The sequence below is a fragment of the Pedobacter psychroterrae genome, from assembly GCF_004331695.1.
In the GTDB taxonomy this organism is placed as follows: Bacteria; Bacteroidota; Bacteroidia; order Sphingobacteriales; family Sphingobacteriaceae; genus Pedobacter; species Pedobacter psychroterrae.
Genome location: NZ_SJSL01000001.1, coordinates 1,275,528 through 1,294,204 on the forward strand (window position 1 = coordinate 1,275,528; position 18,677 = coordinate 1,294,204).

Here is an 18,677-nt window from a genome sequence, read left to right on the forward strand (position 1 = left end):
TGTTACTACTTTTAAGGAAATGAGTTTAAGAAAATTTATAAGTAATAAAACAATAGCGGCACTAGCTGTGATTGTAACTGCATTTGCAAATACAAGCGCATTTGCACAAGCTGCCGCTGCGTCAACAGCAGAGAAACCTGTAGACATGGGCCCGGTTTACAAATCGGCAATATTCTATACGATGGCATTTTTACTGATTTGCTTATTTATAGCAATCCTTGGTAAAGCGCTTAAAGTATACGAACTGACCCGTGAGGCCCAGGATAAACCTAAAGGCATCAACTGGGACAACGTAAACGGGATAATCTTTGCATTGTTCCTGATTGTAGGGCTGTATGGTGTATACTGGGAATATACTGTTCATGGAAAGATGATCCTTCCAGAAGCAGCTTCTGAGCATGGTAAAAAGATCGACAGCATGTTTAACATCACGCTGATCATAACTACCATTGTATTTATACTTACGCATATTGCTTTATTTCTTTTTGCTTATATCTATAGACATAAAGGAACCAGAAAGGCTTACTATTACCCACATAACAATACCTTAGAACGCATTTGGACAATTATCCCTGCATTGGTATTGACGGTGTTGGTACTGATGGGATTCCTTACCTGGAGGTCTATCTTTTACAAGATTGAAGATCCGAACAATAAGCCTTTAAGCATAGAGATTACCTCATCTCAGTTTGCCTGGGCAATCCGCTATCCGGGAGCTGACGGCGTTGTGGGACAGAAAAACTACAAGCTAATCACTTCAGAGAATGCGCTGGGTATTGATTTTAATGATAAAAAGAATCTGGATGACCAGATTGCTGATGAAATGGTGATTCCTGTAAACAAGCCGGTTCGTCTGATCCTTACCAGTAAGGATGTAATCCATAGTTTTTACATGCCGCATTTCAGGGTTCAGCTAAACACTGTACCGGGTATGACTTCTTACTTCGAATTTACTCCGACCATTACAACGGAGGAAATGAAAGCTAAGACCGCGGACCCTAAGTTTCAGTACTTGTTCCTGTGCAACAAAATTTGCGGAGACGGTCACTACAAAATGCAAAAACCGGTGCGGGTAGTATCGCAGCAGGAATATGATGAATGGGTTGCTGAACAGGGAACTTATTTAACCGATGATTTAAGGAAAGCATTTAAAATGCCTGTAGCTGACGCTGCTCCGGCTCCGGCCGCAGCTGATACTGTATCAAAAGATACTGCTGCAGTTACCACAAACCAAACAGCTTTAAATAAATAGAAATACTGGAATAGGATATTATGTCAACTATATCATTACACGATACACATAACCACGATAGCCATGATGATCATGGGCATCACAAAGAGACTTTTTTAACAAAATATGTCTTTAGTCAGGATCATAAGATGATTGCCAAGCAGTTTTTGATAACAGGTATTATCATGGCTGTAATAGCAATGTGCTTATCTATCTTGTTTCGTATTCAACTAGCATGGCCTGATAAGAGCTTTCCTCTGTTGGAAACATTTTTAGGAAAATGGGCTGAAGGTGGCAGGATCAAACCCGACTTTTACCTTGCACTGGTTACCATTCACGGTACCATCATGGTATTCTTCGTTTTGACGGCTGGATTGAGCGGGACTTTTAGTAATTTATTGATCCCGCTTCAGTTGGGTGCAAGGGATATGGCTTCGCCGTTCCTGAACATGCTTTCTTACTGGTTCTTCTTCTCCGCTTGTGTGATCATGATGAGCTCATTTTTCATACAGACAGGCCCTGCCAGTGCGGGCTGGACAATCTATCCTCCCTTATCTGCATTGCCAACGGCGATTAGCGGATCCGGACTGGGTATGACGCTATGGCTGATCAGTATGGTGCTTTTTGTGGCTTCCTCTTTAATGGGCGGTATCAACTATGTGAGTACCATCCTGAACATGCGTACTAAAGGTATGGACCTTTGGAAAATGCCATTGACGATCTGGGCATTCTTCCTGACCGCTGTGTTGGGTATCTTATCTTTCCCGGTATTGGTAGCAGGGGTAGTATTGTTGATATTTGACCGTAGTTTTGGTACAAGTTTCTATTTATCTGATATAGTAATGGGAACGCAGGTATTGCCTAATGAGGGTGGATCACCGATCTTATGGCAGCATTTATTTTGGTTCTTAGGTCACCCGGAGGTATATATTGTAATCATGCCTGCGATGGGATTGTCTTCAGAGATCATGTCTGTAAACGCAAGGAAACCGATATTTGGTTATCATGCGATGATCTATTCATTGATCGGTATTACGATATTGTCATTCATCGTTTGGGGGCACCATATGTTTGTGACGGGTATGAACCCGCTGCTTGGTGGGGTGTTTATGATCACTACGCTGATCATTGCGGTTCCTTCGGCGGTTAAGACGTTTAACTGGCTGGCTACCTTGTGGAGAGGTAATATCAGGTTTACTCCAGCAATGTTATTTGCCATCGGACTGGTTTCATTCTTTATTTCCGGTGGTCTGACAGGTATCTTCTTAGGTAACGCATCTTTGGATATCAACTTGCACGATACGTATTTTGTAGTGGCCCACTTCCACCTGGTGATGGGTTCGGCGGCGATATTTGGTATGCTTGCCGGGGTTTATCACTACTTCCCTAAGATGTTTGGAAGGTTAATGAGCAATAAGCTTGGATACCTGCATTTCTGGATCACATTTGCATGTGCTTACCTGGTGTTTTTCCCGCTTCACTTCCTGGGTCTTGATGGGGTTCCGCGCCGTTACTATGCATTTACTGAATTTGAGTTTATGCAGAAATGGGTGACCGTTAACGTATTGGTAACTTGGTCGGCCATTGTAGCAGCACTGGCACAGGTAGCATTTTTGTTCAACTTCTTCTATTCTATCTTTAAAGGTAAAGTATCTTCTCAAAATCCATGGGAGGCAAATACACTTGAATGGACTACTCCTGTAGAGCGTTTGCATGGTAACTGGCCGGGAGAGATCCCAACTGTTTACCGTTGGCCATATGACTACAGCAAACCTGGAGCTGAGCAGGATTTTATCCCGCAAACCGTTCCTTTCTCTCAGACAATGAGCTCAAATATGCCTCATGATTTTGAAGGAAATGCAGAATCTGAGCGTATCCAGAAAGAATGGGAAGCACTGGAGGCAACAAAAGAAACAAAATTAGACTAGCATATAGTTTATGATAAAATGGGGTATCTGCAGTAGGTAAGTACTTACAACAGATACCTCTTTTTTTTAAACCTAATACATACCATGGTTCCTAAATCTGAAAAGAGATTTATCAGGCTAAACCTTATAACAATAGTTGTAACCTTATTGCTGATCCTTGCAGGTGGGATTGTACGCAGTACAGGCTCTGGTATGGGCTGCCCGGACTGGCCAAAGTGTTTTGACCAGTATGTACCGCCAACATCTGTTTCACAGCTGCCTGCAGATTATAAAGAGAAATATGTAGCTGAACGTGTGGCCAAGAATGAAAGGTTTGCGAAGACACTGGAGAAAATGGGCAAGGCACATCTGGCCGACAGCATCAGACATGATGCGTCGATACTGATGCCTGAAACTTTCAATGTAGCTAAGACCTGGACGGAATATCTGAACAGGTTGATGGGGGCATTGACAGGCTTCTTATTGCTGATCCTCACGGTTTATTCATTTGCCTACAGAAAAACAGCAAAGAGGATTGTAGTACTGAGTGTATTGAACCTGATTGTGGTTGCCTATCAGGGATGGCTCGGTTCGATCGTAGTGTCCACCAATTTGATGCCATGGATCGTGACCGTACATATGTTGCTGGCACTGGTAATCCTTGCTATCCTGGTTTATACCTATTATTATGCACAGCAGCTGTATCAGCAGCCTACGGTCGTAATGGCCAGGCTTAGTTATTTGAAATTGCTGATCTTTCTGGCTATAGTGGCCAGCATTATTCAGATTGTTTTAGGTACGGAAGTAAGGGAAGAAATAGATGCGATAGCTAAACAGCTGATGTATGCCGGGAGAGAGCGTTGGGTAGAAAAGGTCGGAAATGTCTTTTCTTACCACAGAGATGTGGCTGTATTGGTGCTTGTTTTTAATATTTTTGTTTATAAGATGGTTAAAGATAAGTTTAGCGGTAAAGCCGGTGCTTTAACAATAGCTAACGGAGTGGGCATTGTCCTGATCATTCAGATCGTAACAGGGCTTTTGTTGTCTAATTTTGCTTTACCACCTTATGCACAAGCATTGCACATTTTATTTTCAACAGTTTTATTTACCCTGCAATATTATCTGTATCTATTGGTTTATAGAACGGAGACCTACCAGCAGGGGCATTAATAAGTATATAATTTGAAACAGTTTTTAAAAGATTTCTCCAAGCTCATTAAATTCAGACTAACTTTTCTGGTCGTGTTTTCTGCGTCGGTTACCTTTTTAATTGGTTCTCAGGTTCCAATAAACGGTGTGGTACCGGGCATAGACTGGACGAACTGGATCATTCTGATCGTAGGTGGTTTTCTTGTTACTTCAGCGGCGAACTGTTTTAATGAGGTGATAGAAGTAGACCTTGATAAGCTGATGACCAGGACTAAAGACCGTCCTATGCCTGCCGGTCATATGACCACGGGCCAGGGCCTGGTGTCGGGCCTGGTAATGGGAATGCTGGGTACTTGGTTGCTTGGAAAACTGAATATAGAAACGGGTCTGCTTTCTGTATTTTCGATCTTCCTTTACGCATTTGCCTATACCCCATTGAAAAGGAAATCCCCTATTGCAGTATTTGTAGGAGCTATACCGGGTGCTTTACCCCCACTAATCGGATATGTAGCTGCTCATGGGAAGATAGATCAGATAGCAGTGATCTTATTTTTAGTGCAGTTTGTATGGCAGTTTCCACACTTTTGGTCTATTGCATGGGTGCTGGACGATGACTATAAAAAAGCAGGTTTCAGGCTGTTGCCCACTACCAAAAGAGATAAAGCCAGCGCATTGATTACTTTTTTGAGTACACTGATATTGATCCCGGTAAGCTTATTGCCTACTTTTTATGGTTTTGGCGGTTATTATATCGCAGGGGTATCTATACTGGCAGGTTTGGTATTTGCTTGGCTGGCGTTTAAAATGTGGATGAATATGGACCTGGCTAGTGCGAGAAAAGTGATGTTTTGCTCTTTCTTTTATCTGCCGCTGGTGCAATTGGTTTTATTGTTTGATTTTATAAGTAAATAAGTTGATATGGTACATACATTAGATAAAAATGATGTAAATCATGAAATGCAACATAACCTGAAGCCTAAAAAGTTTGTGGTATGGTTGTTTATTGTTTCATCGATGATCATGTTTGGGGGGTTTACAAGTTACTATATTGTATTCTCAGCCTCTAAAGGGAAGGGACACGGACTGGTGTTGCCAGATCTGTTCATTTATAGCACGCTGGTACTTTTGATCAGCAGCCTTTGCCTGTTTCTTGCATCCAGGGCTTTAAAATCCGGCAACATCAGTTTGCAGCGGACGTTATTGTGGTCTACCCTGGCGCTTGGCCTTGTGTTTGGTTATATGCAGATTCAAGCCTGGTCAGTGATGGTGAGTACAGGTGCATTTTTCTCTAATAACAATGCCGCAATTTCCATGGTTTATGTGGTATCCGGATTCCACCTGATACACATATTTGCAGGGGTTTGCTTCCTCATAAATGCCATTGGTGGTACTTATCTTAAGATTAGTCCCGAAAGACAGAAGTTCCGGATGGAAATCGCTTCAATATTTTGGCATTTTATAGATATATTATGGATATATCTGTATGTTTTTTTACTTTTGAACAGTTAGATTTTTTAACAAACTATTACTATTTACAAAATGGATTCATTATCACAATTAGATCAGGTAAAAACCACTCCATGGAGCGGAGGTCGCTCGCCGTGGTCACTAGAGTACGGCAAAGTAATGATGTGGTTTTTTCTGGTTTCTGATGCATTCACATTTTCGTCATTACTGATCTATTATGGGGCGCAGCGTTTTTCTAAATTCACTTGGCCTGATCCGGATTTGGTGTTCCAGTCTATTCCCGGTATAACGGACAGTGGTGCACCATTGGTATTCGTTGGTTTGATGACGTTTATCCTGATCATGAGTTCCGTTACGATGGTACTTGCTGTAGAAGCAGGGCACAGACGGTCAAAGAAGGAAGTTGTCTGGTGGATGGTGGCTACTATTATCGGTGGTCTGATGTTCTTAGGCTGTCAGGCAGCGGAATGGACACACTTATTCCATGAAGGCTTTGGTTGGGGCAAAATCCCTCCTATGGAAACACTGCACCATCTATTTACAGGAGAGGTATCTACGGTATCTGCATTGCAGTTTTCAAACCTGTTCTTTACAATAACAGGCTTTCACGGATTCCACGTATTCAGTGGTGTGATCATTAACATCATCATTTTATGCATGACCATTAACGGCACATTTGAGAAACGCGGACATTACCTGATGATTGAGAAAGTTGGTCTTTACTGGCACTTTGTTGATCTTGTTTGGGTATTCGTATTTACATTCTTCTACTTGGTTTAATTATTCAATAATATTATTATGTCAGAAATACATACTGAACACGGACACGAGGGGCATGCACACGAGGAACATGCTGGTTTAGATAAAAAGAAGATATGGCAGGTTTTTGCAATCCTGTTGGTGATCACTGTAATAGAGTTTTTTATCGCATTATGGGTATTGCCTAAAGGCTATATGTCACATGGCGTTGGTAACTTTATATACATTGCTTTAACATTGCTGAAGGCTTATTATATCGTAGCTTATTTTATGCACCTTAAATATGAGAAGGTAGGGCTGCAGCTTGCATTGACACTTTCTTTTATTTTTATCATTTACTTTATCGTACTGATGCTGATTGAAGGTGATTATTTGCATGTTCACATGCCTTTTAAATGAAAGAAGTTTCCATAAAGAAGATCTTAATCCTGGTCACCATATTAGCGGTACCAGGATTTTTGTATTATTTGCTTCAGAGCCAGGGTAAGAACAGGTACAAACCTTTGCCTTTTTATGGGCCTAAAGAGGTAGCTTCAACCTTTCACGCTGTACGGGGGGAGCAGATACCAGATACCATTTATCATGAAATTAAAGGATTTGAATTTTTAAACCAGAAAGGTAAGACGGTTACCTGGGAAAATTATAAAAATAAGGTCCTTATATTCGGATTATTCTATACTCAGTCAGGGGATAAGTTTTCGGTAATTGCGGCAAACAAGTCCATGCAGCTGCTGAAAGCTGCTTATGCCAAGAACGACCTGATCCATTTTGTGAGTATGACGATAGATCCTGGTTATGATACTCCTGAGGTACTTTCGCGTTATGCCGACTCTTTGTCTGCAGGGCCGGATAAATGGAGCCTGCTTACCGGGGATAGCACTAAGCAGTTTAGCTTTATAAATGACCAGCTTTTACTAGATGCAAATCAAGCATATACTGACACTGGAATAAAGAAATATTCTTATAGCAATTATTTTATCTTGGTTGATCCCCAACACAGGATACGTGGTTTTTATGAAGCGTATAACCAGGAGACGATATCGAAACTGGACGATGAGATTAAGGTATTAATAGCTGAGGTGCTGAGAAATACCAGAGACGGACGATAATCCACATATTATGACGAACGACAAGAATACAATTGAGAAAAAATATAGCTTATGGATCGTTTTACTATCCATAATCATACCGTTAGCAGTAGCAGTATTGTTTTTTGTGAAGATACCCAATGCTACACCACTCACCTTTTTGCCCCCGATATATGCAACGATAAATGGCGTGACGGCTGTTTTATTAGTGCTTGCGGTGATGGCGGTTAAGAAAGGAAAACTTAAGTTGCACGAGAACTTAATGAAAATTGCCATCGGCTGTTCGCTGCTCTTCCTTGTGATGTATGTTGCTTACCACATGACCAGTCCTTCTACTAAGTTTGGAGGAGAAGGTAATATTAAATATGTTTACTATTTTATATTATTGACGCATATCCTGCTTTCTATTGTAATCATTCCTTTGGTACTCATCACCTATGTACGGGCTTTGGCCGAACGTTTTGATAAACATAAGAAGATTGCAAAGATTACTTTTCCGCTTTGGTTGTATGTGGCGGTTACGGGTGTTGTTGTTTACCTGATGATCTCCCCGTACTATAATTTTTAAATTTAAAAAAGGCATCCATCTGCGATTGCAGAATGGTCTCTTTCAAATTTTAGCAACCATTTCTTTTTATCCACACCAGCAGCATACCCTGTCATTGTTCCATTGCTTCCAATTACGCGATGACAGGGTATGATAATGGCCAGCCGGTTGCGGCCGTTGGTGGTGGCAATGGCACGGATTGCCTTTGGGTTTTTCATCAGTGTAGCCTGTTCTTTATAAGAGATGGTCTTGCCATATGGAATATCCAGTAAGGACTGCCAGACTGTTTGTGAAAATTCATTTCCCGGAGTATGAAGTGCCACTGAAAACGTTTTTCGTGTGCCATCAAAGTACTCAGTAAGTTCCTCTTCCAGTTGATCCAGGTGCTGATTTCTTCCAGGCTTCATTTCGGCGCAGAGCATCTTTTTTAATTCAGCAAATTCCTTTTCTAACCTGATCCTATTATTAAATTCCAGGAGGCAGACACCTTGTGAGGTAGCACCGGCAAGCATGGGCCCGAGTGGAGTACTAAGCTCTGTCATGGTAATTACAGCAGTATTATTGTTTTTAGCTTCCATGAATATTCTTAGACTGGCTGTTTACTATATTTTTATGACGATGGTCCTACCGGTTACGAGGCTAAACTCATAGATCCTGTAGAGCCCGTCGTCACTAATGTCAATTGCTTCAACCAGCCCGGTTTTACTGAAAGTATCAGTCACCAGGTCGCCCTTTTTTACCTCCTGAAGAATTTCTGACGGAGTCTCTTGATTTAAACGGATCATCCAATAAAGATACGATAATGTATTTAGTTCAGGCTCTGTTCGGTATGGATTCCGTTGACATGGGCTTCGTGTATCAGTTCTTTAATGTCTGATTTTGGCCTTTTGGCAGGAGCATGCGTTAGCGGCTGTTCTCTCTGTTCAGCAAATGATTGTTCCGAAGGATCGGAACCGGTTATTCTGTTTCTCACATTTTTGCGAACATCAGCCCCACTTTCAGGAGCAAACAGAACGCCCAGTACTGCACCTACTGCTAATCCTGCAATAACGGCAAAGGCAACTGTAGTATTGTTTTTAGTGTTGTGGGCAAATATGTTTGCCATTAGTTTTTCGTATTTCATAATCATAGGTTTTGGAAAAATAACACACCGCAAAACATATTGTTTAGAAAATTTAATAAAGGATAACTATTTGGCCTGTGGCCGTATCTGATAGAGGATGATGTTTCTAATGATAAGGAATAATACAAATAGCCCTAAAATCATTAGCATGATCTCGGATAAACCTATATTAAATCCTGCTACGATAAATGAAGTTGTATACATAAAGGGTAAGGTAGTGTTAATATTGATCAAAGAGGCAAAGATGTAACAAGTTTAATACGCCGCTCCTCCCAAATTAATATTATGGTAACCTTAACTTTGAGATAAGCACAGAGATTTGACCAAATGAATTCAAGGAGAGATTTTTTAAAGCAGGCTGCATTATTTTCCGGCGGCGCAGCAATGATGAACTTATTGCCTGGCGCTATACAAAAAGCTATGGCCATCAATCCTGCCCCAGGCAGTACCTATCAGGATGCAGAACACATAGTGATCCTGATGCAGGAAAACCGTTCTTTTGACCATTGCTTCGGTTCATTGCAGGGGGTAAGGGGATTTAATGATCCAAGAGCCGTGCAATTGCCGGATAAAAAGCCGGTATGGTTGCAGACAGACGCTTTAGGAAATACTTATTCTCCTTTCAGACTGAATATTAAAGATTCTAAAGTAACCTGGATGGGTGATCTGCCACATTCAAGGGCCAGCCAGGTTGATGCGAATAACTTTGGCAAATACGATAAGTGGCTTCCTGCCAAGCGGTCGGGAAATGCTAAGTATGCAGATATGCCGCTTACGCTCGGTTATTACACAAGGGAGGACCTTCCGTTCAACTATGCCATGGCCGATGCCTTTACGGTATGCGATCAGAATTTTTGTTCGGCTATGACGAGTACAACGCCCAACCGCTCCTTTTTCTGGACTGGAAAGATCACTCATGAAGAAGAGGGTATCGCTAAAGCCAACATCAGGAATACCGATTATGGCTCTGGAAAAATGGAATGGGAAACCTTTCCGGAGTTACTGACACAAAATAACCTTCCCTGGAAGTTTTATCAGAACGATTTAAGTTGCGGTGGTGGCTTTGTGAAGGAGGAGCGTTCATGGCTGGCCAACTTTGGTTGTAACCTGCTGGAGTTCTTTAAAAAATACAATGTTAAGTTCTCTGAGCGCTATGTTTTGGGTCTTCAAAACCAAGTTGAAACCCTGCCCGGAGAAATCAATAAACTGAAGGAAAGAACTCCATCGAGCGATGCGGATGCAAAGAAAGTACAGGAAAGCATACGGGCCAAACAAGCGGTGCTGGACAATGCGCGCTCGGAGCTGACCGCCTGGAACAAGGAAAGTTACGATAAGTTGTCAGACCTTGAAAAGACGCTCTATCGCAGTGCTTTTGTAGTTAATTCTGGTGATCCTGACTTTAGAAGCATTACGGAGCTGACCTATACCGATGGCGGAGCGGAGCGCAAACTCACTGTGCCTAAAGGCGATCTGATGTACCAGTTTAGAAAGGATGTGAACGAGGGCAAGCTGCCCCTGGTGTCCTGGCTGAGCCCGCCCCAGAATTTTTCTGACCATCCAAGTGCCCCCTGGTATGGTGCATGGTTTGTTTCTGAAATCCTGGAAATCCTGACTAAAAATCCTGAGGTGTGGAAAAAGACGATCTTTATAGTAACCTATGATGAAAATGATGGTTACTATGACCATATCCCGCCATTCTCAATCCCTGATGAGAAAATTCCCGGAACCGGAAAGGTAAGTGCCGGAATTGCCACTGAAATAGAGCATGTGCGGCTGGAAAATGAACTAAAACAGGGTATTCCAAAAAATCAGGCCAGAGAGGCACCTGTCGGACTGGGATTTAGGGTGCCAATGCTGATCGCTTCGCCATGGAGCAGGGGTGGGCGGGTCTGCTCTGAATTGTTTGATCATACGTCGACCCTTCAGTTTCTTGAAGGCTTTGTGAATAAAAAATACCAGAAAAATATACGTTTGAACAATATCAGCGATTGGCGCAGGACAATCTGCGGCGACCTGACATCCGCTTTTAGTCCATATAATGAAAAAGAGCTGGAAAAGATTCCTTTTCTGGACAGGAATAAAAATGTAGAGACGATCTATAATGCGAAGTTTAAGGAAGAACCTTCCGGATTTAAAAAACTGTCGGAGGCCGAGATTGCAAGGATATCTGAAAAACCATCCATACTGGCACTACAGGAAAAAGGAACAAGGAAGGCCTGTGCACTGCCGTATGAACTGTATGTAGACGGCAGACTGAGTGCTGATGGCAAAAGCTTTGAAGTTGAATTTGCTGCAGGCAATGTAGTATTTGATGAGCTGGCGGCAGGAGCACCATTTAGCGTGTATGCACCGGTGAAGTACAGCGACAAAGACAGTAAAGACGAAATCTGCAGGAACTGGTCTTTTGCAGTTAAGGCAGGAGACAAGTTCAGCTATAGCTGGCCACTCGATGCATTTGAAAATGAGCTTTACCACTTGAGGGTACATGGGCCCAATGGTTTTTACAGGGAGTTTGTGGGTGATGTCAAGAGTGCGGGGCAGTTGGTATCTGTAGCTTATGAAAGCAACCGGCTGAACAAGGCAAAGCTTAGCGGCAACCTACGGATTAATCTGACAAATAATGATCCCAAACCACAAACTTTTGTACTGACAGATAAGAGCTATAAGATGGCTGAAGTAAAGAAAACGGTTGCGGCAAAAAGTAAAGACAGCGTAGTACTAGATCTGTCTAAATCGCATCATTGGTATGATATTAAAGTACAGGTACAAGGCAATCCTGATACTATCCGGGAATATGCGGGTCATGTTGAAACAGGGGCTGCCTCTGTGACAGATCCTGCAATGGGAATGGTGGTGTAAAAATTATTAATTAAGGAGCTATAATAGTAAAAAGATAAACCATAAATATCACCAGCAGCACTACACCCTGCAGGATATTGGTTCGGCCGGTCGCCAGCGAAAGCATGATGGTGAACTGAGCCAACAGGAGCAATACGGTGGCTTTCATGTCAATGCCTAATGTGATGGTCATTCCCGTTACGATAGAAACAATGGCTACGGCAGGAATGGTGAGGCCGATACTGGCAAGTGCCGAACCCAGCGCCAGGTTAAGGCTGGTTTGCAAGCGGTTCTTTTTAGCTGCACGGTAAGCTGCAAGCCCTTCAGGAAGTAAAACGACAGCAGCTATGATCACGCCCACCAATGATTTTGGTGCGCCGAAATTCATCACAGCAAGCTCTATATCCGGAGCTAAAGCTTTAGCCAGCAGCACTACAATGCCCAGGCATAACAACAATAAAAACGTACTGACCAGCGCTACTTTTTTAGTAGGGGGCTCGGCATGTGTTTCTTCATTTCCATCCGCATCAGGAGGTAGAAAATAGTCGCGGTGCCTGATGGTCTGCACCATTACAAATGTCCCATATAGTATCAAACACACTACTGCTACAAAAATTAATTGGGCCTGCGTATATTCAGGGCCCGCTTTACTGGTGGTATAGTTTGGCAAGATCAGCGTAAGTACCAGTATTGCCGTAAGCGTAACCACAGCAGCACTCACACCTGGCAGGCTAAATACCTGCTCTTTAAACCTTGCTCCGCCAACCAACAGACAAAGGCCAATAATTCCCGTTAAAATGATCATTACAGCGGCCAGTACAGTGTCTCTGGCCAGCGCTCCGGTATCAGGGCCGCCAGTTAACATCAAAGAGACAATTAATGCTACTTCAATTACGGTAATGGCCAGTGCGAGCAGTAAAGTACCAAATGGTTCCCCCACTCTGTGTGCCACCACTTCGGCGTGATGAACTGCGGCAAGCACGGCAGCAATCAATACACCAGCCAGAAAAAAGGTATAAAAGATTCCTAAATCCAGTGAGACACCAAAGTAAGCCAGCCAGGCTACAATTGGAGATATGATGGTCCATAATGGCAGTTGTAATTCTTTCTTCATCAAATTCGGGCTTAATTAAATTATTGGATGTTCTGTTAAAATACTAAAATTATTGGGAGGGAAGCAATAAATGGGTGATAGCATGGCACAAATATTACAAAATGGTTTAATTAATTATACATAACTAACCATGATCATCGTTTCAATTTATTGTGATATTTCTCAAATGATTGAGATTTAATACAATATTTTTTCTTTAAAAAACTACATTCAATTTTAAATAAGAAAATATATTTCTTTTTGTTAATTATTCTTTTTATGATTGTCTTGTTTTTGATTGGATTTTATAGGAATGACTGATTTATTTAAATGTTGTTTATTTGTTGTTTTGTTATTTGGTTGTCTTAGTTCGTCTGCCCAAAACTGGATGCCCGGGTATGAATTTCGAAGGAAGATTACTTTTGATAAGAGTAAAATTGAAGGTGATTTTACTGGCTCATCTCCAAGGATAGAGCTGGACGTAGCGGATTTTCCAGTTCTGGTAGAGCTGCAGGATGAGGCATTTAAGTATCATGCTGCTACGTCATGTGAAGATATTGTTTATGATCCGGAAGGTAGGAATATAGCTTTTGCCACAGTTGCGGCCCCCCTTGTTAAGTTGAGTTTTCAGATTGAAAGTTATGATCCTGTTTTGGGGAAATACCGGTGTTGGATTAGAATTCCTTCTTTAGCTTCTGCTAAGACAGGTACCCCTGCCACAGCAATCTATTTTTATTATGGAGGTTCTGCTTTGCATGATAGTTATTCAATAGCCGGGCTAAGTACCTGGAATGGGGAATACAGTGGAGTTTGGCATATGAACGGAGAAAATTCGGACTTTGGCAGCAGGAATGTAAAAACTGGGCTGGCGGCCGAAAGTTTAACCGGACATGGGTTTGTTGCGGAAGACAAGATTCCCGGCAAAATTGGCGATGCAGTTGAACTGGATGGGGAAGACCAATATCTGCATACCTCAGGACATGGAAATGGTGCCTTTACCTTTATGGCCTGGATCAAATGGAATGGGGGAACTGGTAGCCAGACTATAGCGGGCACCGACAGTATTGGTTCGGGAAGAACGGGCTGGAGGGTAGGCATCAATGCGCAAGGTAAAATTGAGATGAGTACCTATAAGACTTCAGGTGTGTTTTGGTCTATGACTTCTGCTTATGCAGTAGCTGCTGGTGTGTGGACGCATGTGGTCTGTTACTATTTTGTCAATGGGGCTAACAATAGCGGAGTGACTACTCTTCTGAATGGGAGCCCGGCAGGTGGTTCAGGTGGTGCGGGATTAAAACTTGGCGCGGGTGGTTATATGGCTGTCGGGAGGAATAAGGACGGAAGCCAGCACTTTAACGGTGCGATTGATGAATTGCGAATTTTTAAAGTGGCAAAACCAACTTATTGGTTGAAGAATGAATACCAAAATCAAAATGATCCGTCATCATTTTACAGTATTGGTGCGGAAGAGTCCAATTCTTCCTGGGTTACTTTTACTGGCGCAGCGAGCAGCAGTTGGAGCACTACCGCAAATTGGTTGAATTCAGTTAAGCCGGTTGTAGGTAGTAGGGTGCGCATTTCGGCAGGTAAGACTGGCCGTATTACTGGTGCAGATGTTGTTTTCGGAGCTTTATTTCTGGAACCTGGAGCTACTTTGTCTTCAGGTGTAAATGTGCAACTGAACTGCAATGCTAAATTCGGGGCCGGGGCTGTATTGAACATGGATATGGGTAAGAAACTGACGCTATCTGGTAATGGTCTTAATTTGTCGGGAGCAGGAACGATCAATACAGCAGAATTAGAAGTTAATGCCAGCAGTGCTTCTTCCGAGGTGTTTTTGGATGCTGAGGTAAATGTTTCAAACTATTTAAAGCTCAGTAAGGGATTGCTGAATGCAAATGGTAAGCTGACTTTGTTGTCGTTTTCACACAGCAATACTGCGGCATTATTGCCCATACCGGATGGTAATGTGACTTCTATAGCTGGCGATGTAAATGTTCAGTCCTTTATAGACGGATCTTTTCCCAGTCCGTCCTCCGGTCGGGGCTGGCGTTTACTGAGTTCTCCCGTTATCCATTCCGGTGAAGAAGGGAACTATCAATACGGTTTTCAGGATATTAAAAGTACTGTGTTCATTACTGGAAAGGATGGGGCTGTTAATGGTTTTGATGCTTCTCCAAATAACGGGGCGACGGTTTACACACATGATCAGGCTTTAGCTGGTACTTTGTCGAAGAAGTATGTGGCAATTCCGAATATGAATACAGCTGTGCAGCTGGGGAAGGGGTTTTATTTGTTTTCGAGAGGTAGTAAGCTGCAGGCGAACGCTTACCGTGATCAGCTGCAGGAGCAGCCTTTTTCTAATCCTGCTCCTTATACCCTGATTTATAAAGGGAAATTATTTGTTGGCGACCTGACCGTACCCGTTTTCAACAGGAATGCTGGTGGGGAAGGTGCCGGGTTTAATTTATTGGGCAATCCCTATGCTTCGCCTATTAAATGGGGCGCTTTGGATAAGGTGAATGTGGGGCCTTTTGTGTGGTTGTTTGATCCGCTAAATGGGACTTATGTGGTGAGTGATGATCCGAATATGGTGATTCCTGCGGGGGCTGGGTTTTTTGTAAAGGTGTTAGGTGGTTTTGCCTCCGGCAGTGTTAGGTTTAGTGAGGGCGCGAAGGCTTTGAAGTGATTAAATGCCTTTATTTTGTCGCAGTTGCACCCCATCTGCAATTAGTGGATTACTTAACTTAGCATAAACAAAACATAAAAAGTTATGCCTGCAATGCACCCTTATTTAAACTTTGACGGCCAGGCCGAAGAAGCATTTATTTTTTACAAATCGGTATTTGGAGGAGAGTTTGCCGCTCTTATGAAATTTAGTGATATGCCAGATGCTGATCAGGTACCTGAAAATGAGAAAAATCGCGTGATGCATGTTGCTTTGCCTATCAATGAGCATACCATTCTTATGGCTTCTGATTGTATGCCTTCTGCGGGTCATGTACTTAAAGTGGGCAACAATATGTATATTAATGTGGCGACGGATAGCCGTGAAGAGGCTGACAAGTTATTCAATGGTTTATCTGAAGGCGGCATAATTGAAATGCCTATGGAAGATATGTTCTGGGGTGACTATTTTGGTAGTTTCTTAGATAAGTTTGGGATACAGTGGATGATTAATTTTACTCCCGCCCAAAAATAGTCTGGAGTTGTATTTACCTGGCATAGGTGCGGAGGTCAAAAAATATCAGTTTTGTGTATTATTTTGACTTCTGTTCATAATGCTGCCTGTTTTTAGCTAGCTTTGCACTATGAAAAAGATAGCTTTTGTCTTCCTTTTTGTCATTGCATTGATGGGTTCTTCCATCCATACAGCCGATGCGCAATGTGCGATGTGTTCCGTGAATGCAGAACAGAGTGTGAAAAACGGCAATACCCAAGGTAAGGGTTTAAACTCAGGAATTCTGTATCTATTGGCCATTCCATATCTCCTGATCACAGGAGTGGGAGCATTGTGGTATTTAAAATACCGTAAAAAACCGGCTGACTATGCAGAAAACAGCTAAGCTATATGCACTGGTGCAAGGCAAATGCCCACAGTGCAGAAGAGGCGATATCTTTACTGGCAGCCTGTACGGCTTTAATGTGCAGCGAACCAATACGGTCTGCCCACATTGTGCACAGCGCTTTGAGATAGAACCGGGATATTTTTATGCCGCGATGTATGTCAGTTATGCCATGAACTGCTCCGAAATGATCACTTTAGGTGTAGCCACGTATGTACTCTCGGGTGGCAATCTTGAATTTGAATCGCTATGGCTGTACCTCACCGTAATTTTTACAGGCTGTCTACTTTTAGCACCGTTCAACTATCGGTATTCCCGCGTGATTTTGCTACATTGGCTATCTCCTAAAATAAAGTACAACCCTTATTACGATAAGCCATGATTAAACAGGAAACTCTTGATTTCATAAAAGATGTAGCTGAAAATAATGACAGGGAATGGTTTGCAGAAAACAAACCCAGGTATGAAACTGCAAGAGCAGATATTTTTGCATTTATTGAGCAGTTGGTCCCTGAACTGGCCGCCATAGATCCTGCTTTCCCGCTGGATACCCCTGCAAAGAAATGCCTGATGCGGATCTACAGAGATGTGCGCTTTAGCAAAAATAAGAATCCCTATAAAAGTAATTACGGAATTTCATTTGATGTAAAAGGAAGGGGTATTACTACCCCGGATTATTACCTCCACATCCAGCCCGGAAAGAGTTTTCTGGGGGTAGGATTTTGGATGCCTGAACCCGCAGTGCTGAAAAAGATAAGGGAAGAGATAGACTATAATGCCACTGAATTTCTGGAGATCATTCATGCAAAGGACTTTGAAAAAATCTTTACATTAAGTGAAGAAGACAAACTGAAAAATGCCCCAAAAGGGTATGAAACTGACCATCCGCAAATTGAGTTTTTAAAATTGAAAAGCTTTATAGCCATCTATAAATTGGAAGATAAAGAATTTTTTGACGCAGCAATCGTTAATAAGTTGATAACTGCTTTTAAAATTATCCATCCGTTTGTACTATTTTTAAGAAATGCCGTGGGGCATGGTTAATAACCCCGTAAATTGCGTAATATGAAGAATACAGTTTTTTTTCTGTTTGTTGGACTCCTTGCCAGTGCATTCAGTTCATGTGTGGTGTTGTCTCCAAAGAAATATAAAGCCCTGCTTGCCAAACAAGATTCGCTAAGCAAAGGATGGACTGAATCTCAGTTGAAAAACGAAGGACTGGAACAGTTGATCTCCAACTTAAGAAAAGATACTACTGGCCTAAGCAGCGCCTTGAATGACCTGCGGGCCCGGTATGCTGACATGGATAATAACTATACAAAATTAAGGAGCAATAGCTCGTCAGAGATCAATAAGCTTTCCAGTGACCTTCAAAAGCGCGAGCAGCGTCTGAAAGAGGTGGAAGAGATCTTGCGGAAACGTGATGAGGCCACCAATCAGCTCAAAGAGAAATTGCAACAGGCACTGCTTGGATTTACAAAGAATGGGCTGACTGTAGAGATCAAAAATGGTAAAGTATATGTGTCACTTACCGACAAGTTGCTGTTCCCTTCAGGTAGTATCATTATAGATGAAAAGGGAAAACAGGCCCTTACCCAACTGGCAGAGGTGCTAAAACAACAACCCGAGATTAATATAGCAGTAGAAGGACATACCGATTCACAAAAGATCACCAATCTTGGTCAGATCAAGGACAACTGGGACCTGAGTGTATTGCGCTCCACCTCTGTAGTCAGGTACCTGACGGAGATCAGCAAAGTAGAAAGTGTGCGCATGACCGCTACCGGAAAGGGCGAATTTCAACCCCTCGATGCGAATACAACTGCAGATGGCAGAAGTAAAAACCGCAGAATTGAGATCGTGCTATCACCAAAACTGGATGAACTGTACGATCTGATCAAGCAGTAGC

At 42.4% G+C, this 18,677-nt stretch carries 20 protein-coding genes; 16 read left to right on the forward strand and 4 right to left on the reverse strand.

Features of this window, described 5'->3' with window-relative positions:
- Window positions 1-19 precede the first annotated feature (19 nt).
- The 9 genes from EZ437_RS05605 to EZ437_RS05645 all read left to right on the forward strand — a co-directional run bounded on the left by EZ437_RS05605 (window position 20) and on the right by EZ437_RS05645 (window position 8,169).
- Entirely contained in the window at window positions 20-1,252 is a 1,233-nt protein-coding gene (locus tag EZ437_RS05605) for a cytochrome c oxidase subunit II (protein ID WP_131594074.1), read from the forward strand.
- A 20-nt stretch (window positions 1,253-1,272) separates the two neighbouring features.
- Entirely contained in the window at window positions 1,273-3,159 is a 1,887-nt protein-coding gene (locus EZ437_RS05610; RefSeq protein WP_205942645.1) for a cytochrome c oxidase subunit I, read from the forward strand.
- A gap of 84 nt (window positions 3,160-3,243) precedes the next feature.
- Complete coding sequence (locus tag EZ437_RS05615; RefSeq protein WP_131594076.1) at window positions 3,244-4,308, forward strand: COX15/CtaA family protein; 1,065 nt, start codon at window positions 3,244-3,246, stop codon at window positions 4,306-4,308.
- A 12-nt stretch (window positions 4,309-4,320) separates the two neighbouring features.
- Window positions 4,321-5,199: a heme o synthase gene (gene cyoE, locus EZ437_RS05620; protein WP_131594078.1), complete on the forward strand. Its 879-nt coding sequence runs from the start codon at window positions 4,321-4,323 to the stop codon at window positions 5,197-5,199.
- 6 nt (window positions 5,200-5,205) lie between these two features.
- Complete coding sequence (locus EZ437_RS05625; protein ID WP_131594079.1) at window positions 5,206-5,796, forward strand: cytochrome c oxidase subunit 3; 591 nt, start codon at window positions 5,206-5,208, stop codon at window positions 5,794-5,796.
- A gap of 30 nt (window positions 5,797-5,826) precedes the next feature.
- Entirely contained in the window at window positions 5,827-6,534 is a 708-nt protein-coding gene (locus tag EZ437_RS05630) for a cytochrome c oxidase subunit 3 (protein ID WP_131594081.1), read from the forward strand.
- Between the two features lie 18 nt (window positions 6,535-6,552).
- A complete protein-coding gene (locus EZ437_RS05635) occupies window positions 6,553-6,912 on the forward strand; it encodes a cytochrome C oxidase subunit IV family protein (protein ID WP_131594083.1) in 360 nt (119 codons plus the stop codon).
- A complete protein-coding gene (locus EZ437_RS05640) occupies window positions 6,909-7,622 on the forward strand; it encodes an SCO family protein (RefSeq protein WP_131594085.1) in 714 nt (237 codons plus the stop codon). Before EZ437_RS05635 ends, EZ437_RS05640 begins: the two co-directional genes overlap by 4 nt.
- Window positions 7,623-7,632: 10 nt before the next feature.
- Window positions 7,633-8,169 carry a DUF420 domain-containing protein gene (locus EZ437_RS05645; RefSeq protein WP_131594087.1) on the forward strand — a complete coding sequence of 179 codons (537 nt, stop codon included), beginning with the start codon at window positions 7,633-7,635 and terminating at the stop codon, window positions 8,167-8,169.
- Window positions 8,170-8,171: 2 nt separating this feature from the next.
- On the opposite strand, the gene EZ437_RS05650 is transcribed toward EZ437_RS05645, so the two are convergent.
- The 3 genes from EZ437_RS05650 to EZ437_RS05660 are packed head-to-tail and all read right to left on the reverse strand — an operon-like array spanning window position 8,172 to window position 9,271.
- On the reverse strand, window positions 8,172-8,726 hold the full coding sequence (locus tag EZ437_RS05650) for a methylated-DNA--[protein]-cysteine S-methyltransferase (protein WP_131594089.1): 555 nt from the start codon (window positions 8,724-8,726) through the stop codon (window positions 8,172-8,174).
- A 24-nt stretch (window positions 8,727-8,750) separates the two neighbouring features.
- A complete protein-coding gene (locus EZ437_RS05655; protein ID WP_131594091.1) occupies window positions 8,751-8,933 on the reverse strand; it encodes a hypothetical protein in 183 nt (60 codons plus the stop codon).
- Window positions 8,934-8,956: 23 nt separating this feature from the next.
- Entirely contained in the window at window positions 8,957-9,271 is a 315-nt protein-coding gene (locus EZ437_RS05660; protein WP_225869503.1) for a YtxH domain-containing protein, read from the reverse strand.
- 327 nt (window positions 9,272-9,598) lie between these two features.
- On the opposite strand from EZ437_RS05660, the gene EZ437_RS05665 reads away from it, so the two are divergent.
- Window positions 9,599-12,130, forward strand: coding sequence for a phosphocholine-specific phospholipase C (locus EZ437_RS05665; RefSeq protein ID WP_131594093.1), 2,532 nt, complete (start codon window positions 9,599-9,601; stop codon window positions 12,128-12,130).
- 10 nt (window positions 12,131-12,140) lie between these two features.
- On the opposite strand, the gene EZ437_RS05670 is transcribed toward EZ437_RS05665, so the two are convergent.
- Entirely contained in the window at window positions 12,141-13,223 is a 1,083-nt protein-coding gene (locus tag EZ437_RS05670) for a calcium:proton antiporter (RefSeq protein ID WP_131594095.1), read from the reverse strand.
- Between the two features lie 328 nt (window positions 13,224-13,551).
- Here EZ437_RS05670 and EZ437_RS05675 point away from each other — a divergent pair, with 328 nt between their 5' ends.
- From EZ437_RS05675 to EZ437_RS05700, 6 genes are all read left to right on the forward strand, one after another.
- A complete protein-coding gene (locus tag EZ437_RS05675; RefSeq protein WP_205942646.1) occupies window positions 13,552-15,891 on the forward strand; it encodes a LamG domain-containing protein in 2,340 nt (779 codons plus the stop codon).
- Window positions 15,892-15,975: 84 nt separating this feature from the next.
- Window positions 15,976-16,404, forward strand: a complete 429-nt coding sequence (locus tag EZ437_RS05680; RefSeq protein WP_131594099.1) for a VOC family protein — start codon at window positions 15,976-15,978, stop codon at window positions 16,402-16,404.
- Between the two features lie 109 nt (window positions 16,405-16,513).
- The gene (locus EZ437_RS05685) at window positions 16,514-16,768 is read left to right on the forward strand and encodes a hypothetical protein (protein WP_131594101.1); all 255 of its coding nucleotides are present in this window, start codon (window positions 16,514-16,516) and stop codon (window positions 16,766-16,768) included.
- Window positions 16,752-17,150: a DUF983 domain-containing protein gene (locus EZ437_RS05690; protein ID WP_131594103.1), complete on the forward strand. Its 399-nt coding sequence runs from the start codon at window positions 16,752-16,754 to the stop codon at window positions 17,148-17,150. The genes EZ437_RS05685 and EZ437_RS05690 overlap by 17 nt, the downstream gene beginning before the upstream one ends.
- On the forward strand, window positions 17,147-17,812 hold the full coding sequence (locus tag EZ437_RS05695) for a DUF2461 domain-containing protein (RefSeq protein ID WP_131594106.1): 666 nt from the start codon (window positions 17,147-17,149) through the stop codon (window positions 17,810-17,812). Before EZ437_RS05690 ends, EZ437_RS05695 begins: the two co-directional genes overlap by 4 nt.
- A gap of 21 nt (window positions 17,813-17,833) precedes the next feature.
- Window positions 17,834-18,676 (forward strand): OmpA/MotB family protein, encoded by an 843-nt coding sequence (locus EZ437_RS05700; protein ID WP_131594108.1) that lies wholly within the window; start codon window positions 17,834-17,836, stop codon window positions 18,674-18,676.
- Window position 18,677 lies beyond the last annotated feature (1 nt).

Bases quoted from the DNA above. Each gene is read 5' to 3' on its own strand.
- EZ437_RS05605 (WP_131594074.1), top strand. From the start codon at position 20: ATGAGTTTAAGAAAATTTATAAGTAATAAAACAATAGCGGCACTAGCT.
- EZ437_RS05610 (WP_205942645.1), top strand. From the start codon at position 1,273: ATGTCAACTATATCATTACACGATACACATAACCACGATAGCCATGAT.
- EZ437_RS05615 (WP_131594076.1), top strand. From the start codon at position 3,244: ATGGTTCCTAAATCTGAAAAGAGATTTATCAGGCTAAACCTTATAACA.
- EZ437_RS05625 (WP_131594079.1), top strand. From the start codon at position 5,206: ATGGTACATACATTAGATAAAAATGATGTAAATCATGAAATGCAACAT.
- EZ437_RS05630 (WP_131594081.1), top strand. From the start codon at position 5,827: ATGGATTCATTATCACAATTAGATCAGGTAAAAACCACTCCATGGAGC.
- EZ437_RS05635 (WP_131594083.1), top strand. From the start codon at position 6,553: ATGTCAGAAATACATACTGAACACGGACACGAGGGGCATGCACACGAG.
- EZ437_RS05640 (WP_131594085.1), top strand. From the start codon at position 6,909: ATGAAAGAAGTTTCCATAAAGAAGATCTTAATCCTGGTCACCATATTA.
- EZ437_RS05645 (WP_131594087.1), top strand. From the start codon at position 7,633: ATGACGAACGACAAGAATACAATTGAGAAAAAATATAGCTTATGGATC.
- EZ437_RS05650 (WP_131594089.1), bottom strand. From the start codon at position 8,726: ATGGAAGCTAAAAACAATAATACTGCTGTAATTACCATGACAGAGCTT.
- EZ437_RS05655 (WP_131594091.1), bottom strand. From the start codon at position 8,933: ATGATCCGTTTAAATCAAGAGACTCCGTCAGAAATTCTTCAGGAGGTA.
- EZ437_RS05660 (WP_225869503.1), bottom strand. From the start codon at position 9,271: ATGAAATACGAAAAACTAATGGCAAACATATTTGCCCACAACACTAAA.
- EZ437_RS05665 (WP_131594093.1), top strand. From the start codon at position 9,599: ATGAATTCAAGGAGAGATTTTTTAAAGCAGGCTGCATTATTTTCCGGC.
- EZ437_RS05670 (WP_131594095.1), bottom strand. From the start codon at position 13,223: ATGAAGAAAGAATTACAACTGCCATTATGGACCATCATATCTCCAATT.
- EZ437_RS05680 (WP_131594099.1), top strand. From the start codon at position 15,976: ATGCCTGCAATGCACCCTTATTTAAACTTTGACGGCCAGGCCGAAGAA.
- EZ437_RS05685 (WP_131594101.1), top strand. From the start codon at position 16,514: ATGAAAAAGATAGCTTTTGTCTTCCTTTTTGTCATTGCATTGATGGGT.
- EZ437_RS05690 (WP_131594103.1), top strand. From the start codon at position 16,752: ATGCAGAAAACAGCTAAGCTATATGCACTGGTGCAAGGCAAATGCCCA.
- EZ437_RS05695 (WP_131594106.1), top strand. From the start codon at position 17,147: ATGATTAAACAGGAAACTCTTGATTTCATAAAAGATGTAGCTGAAAAT.
- EZ437_RS05700 (WP_131594108.1), top strand. From the start codon at position 17,834: ATGAAGAATACAGTTTTTTTTCTGTTTGTTGGACTCCTTGCCAGTGCA.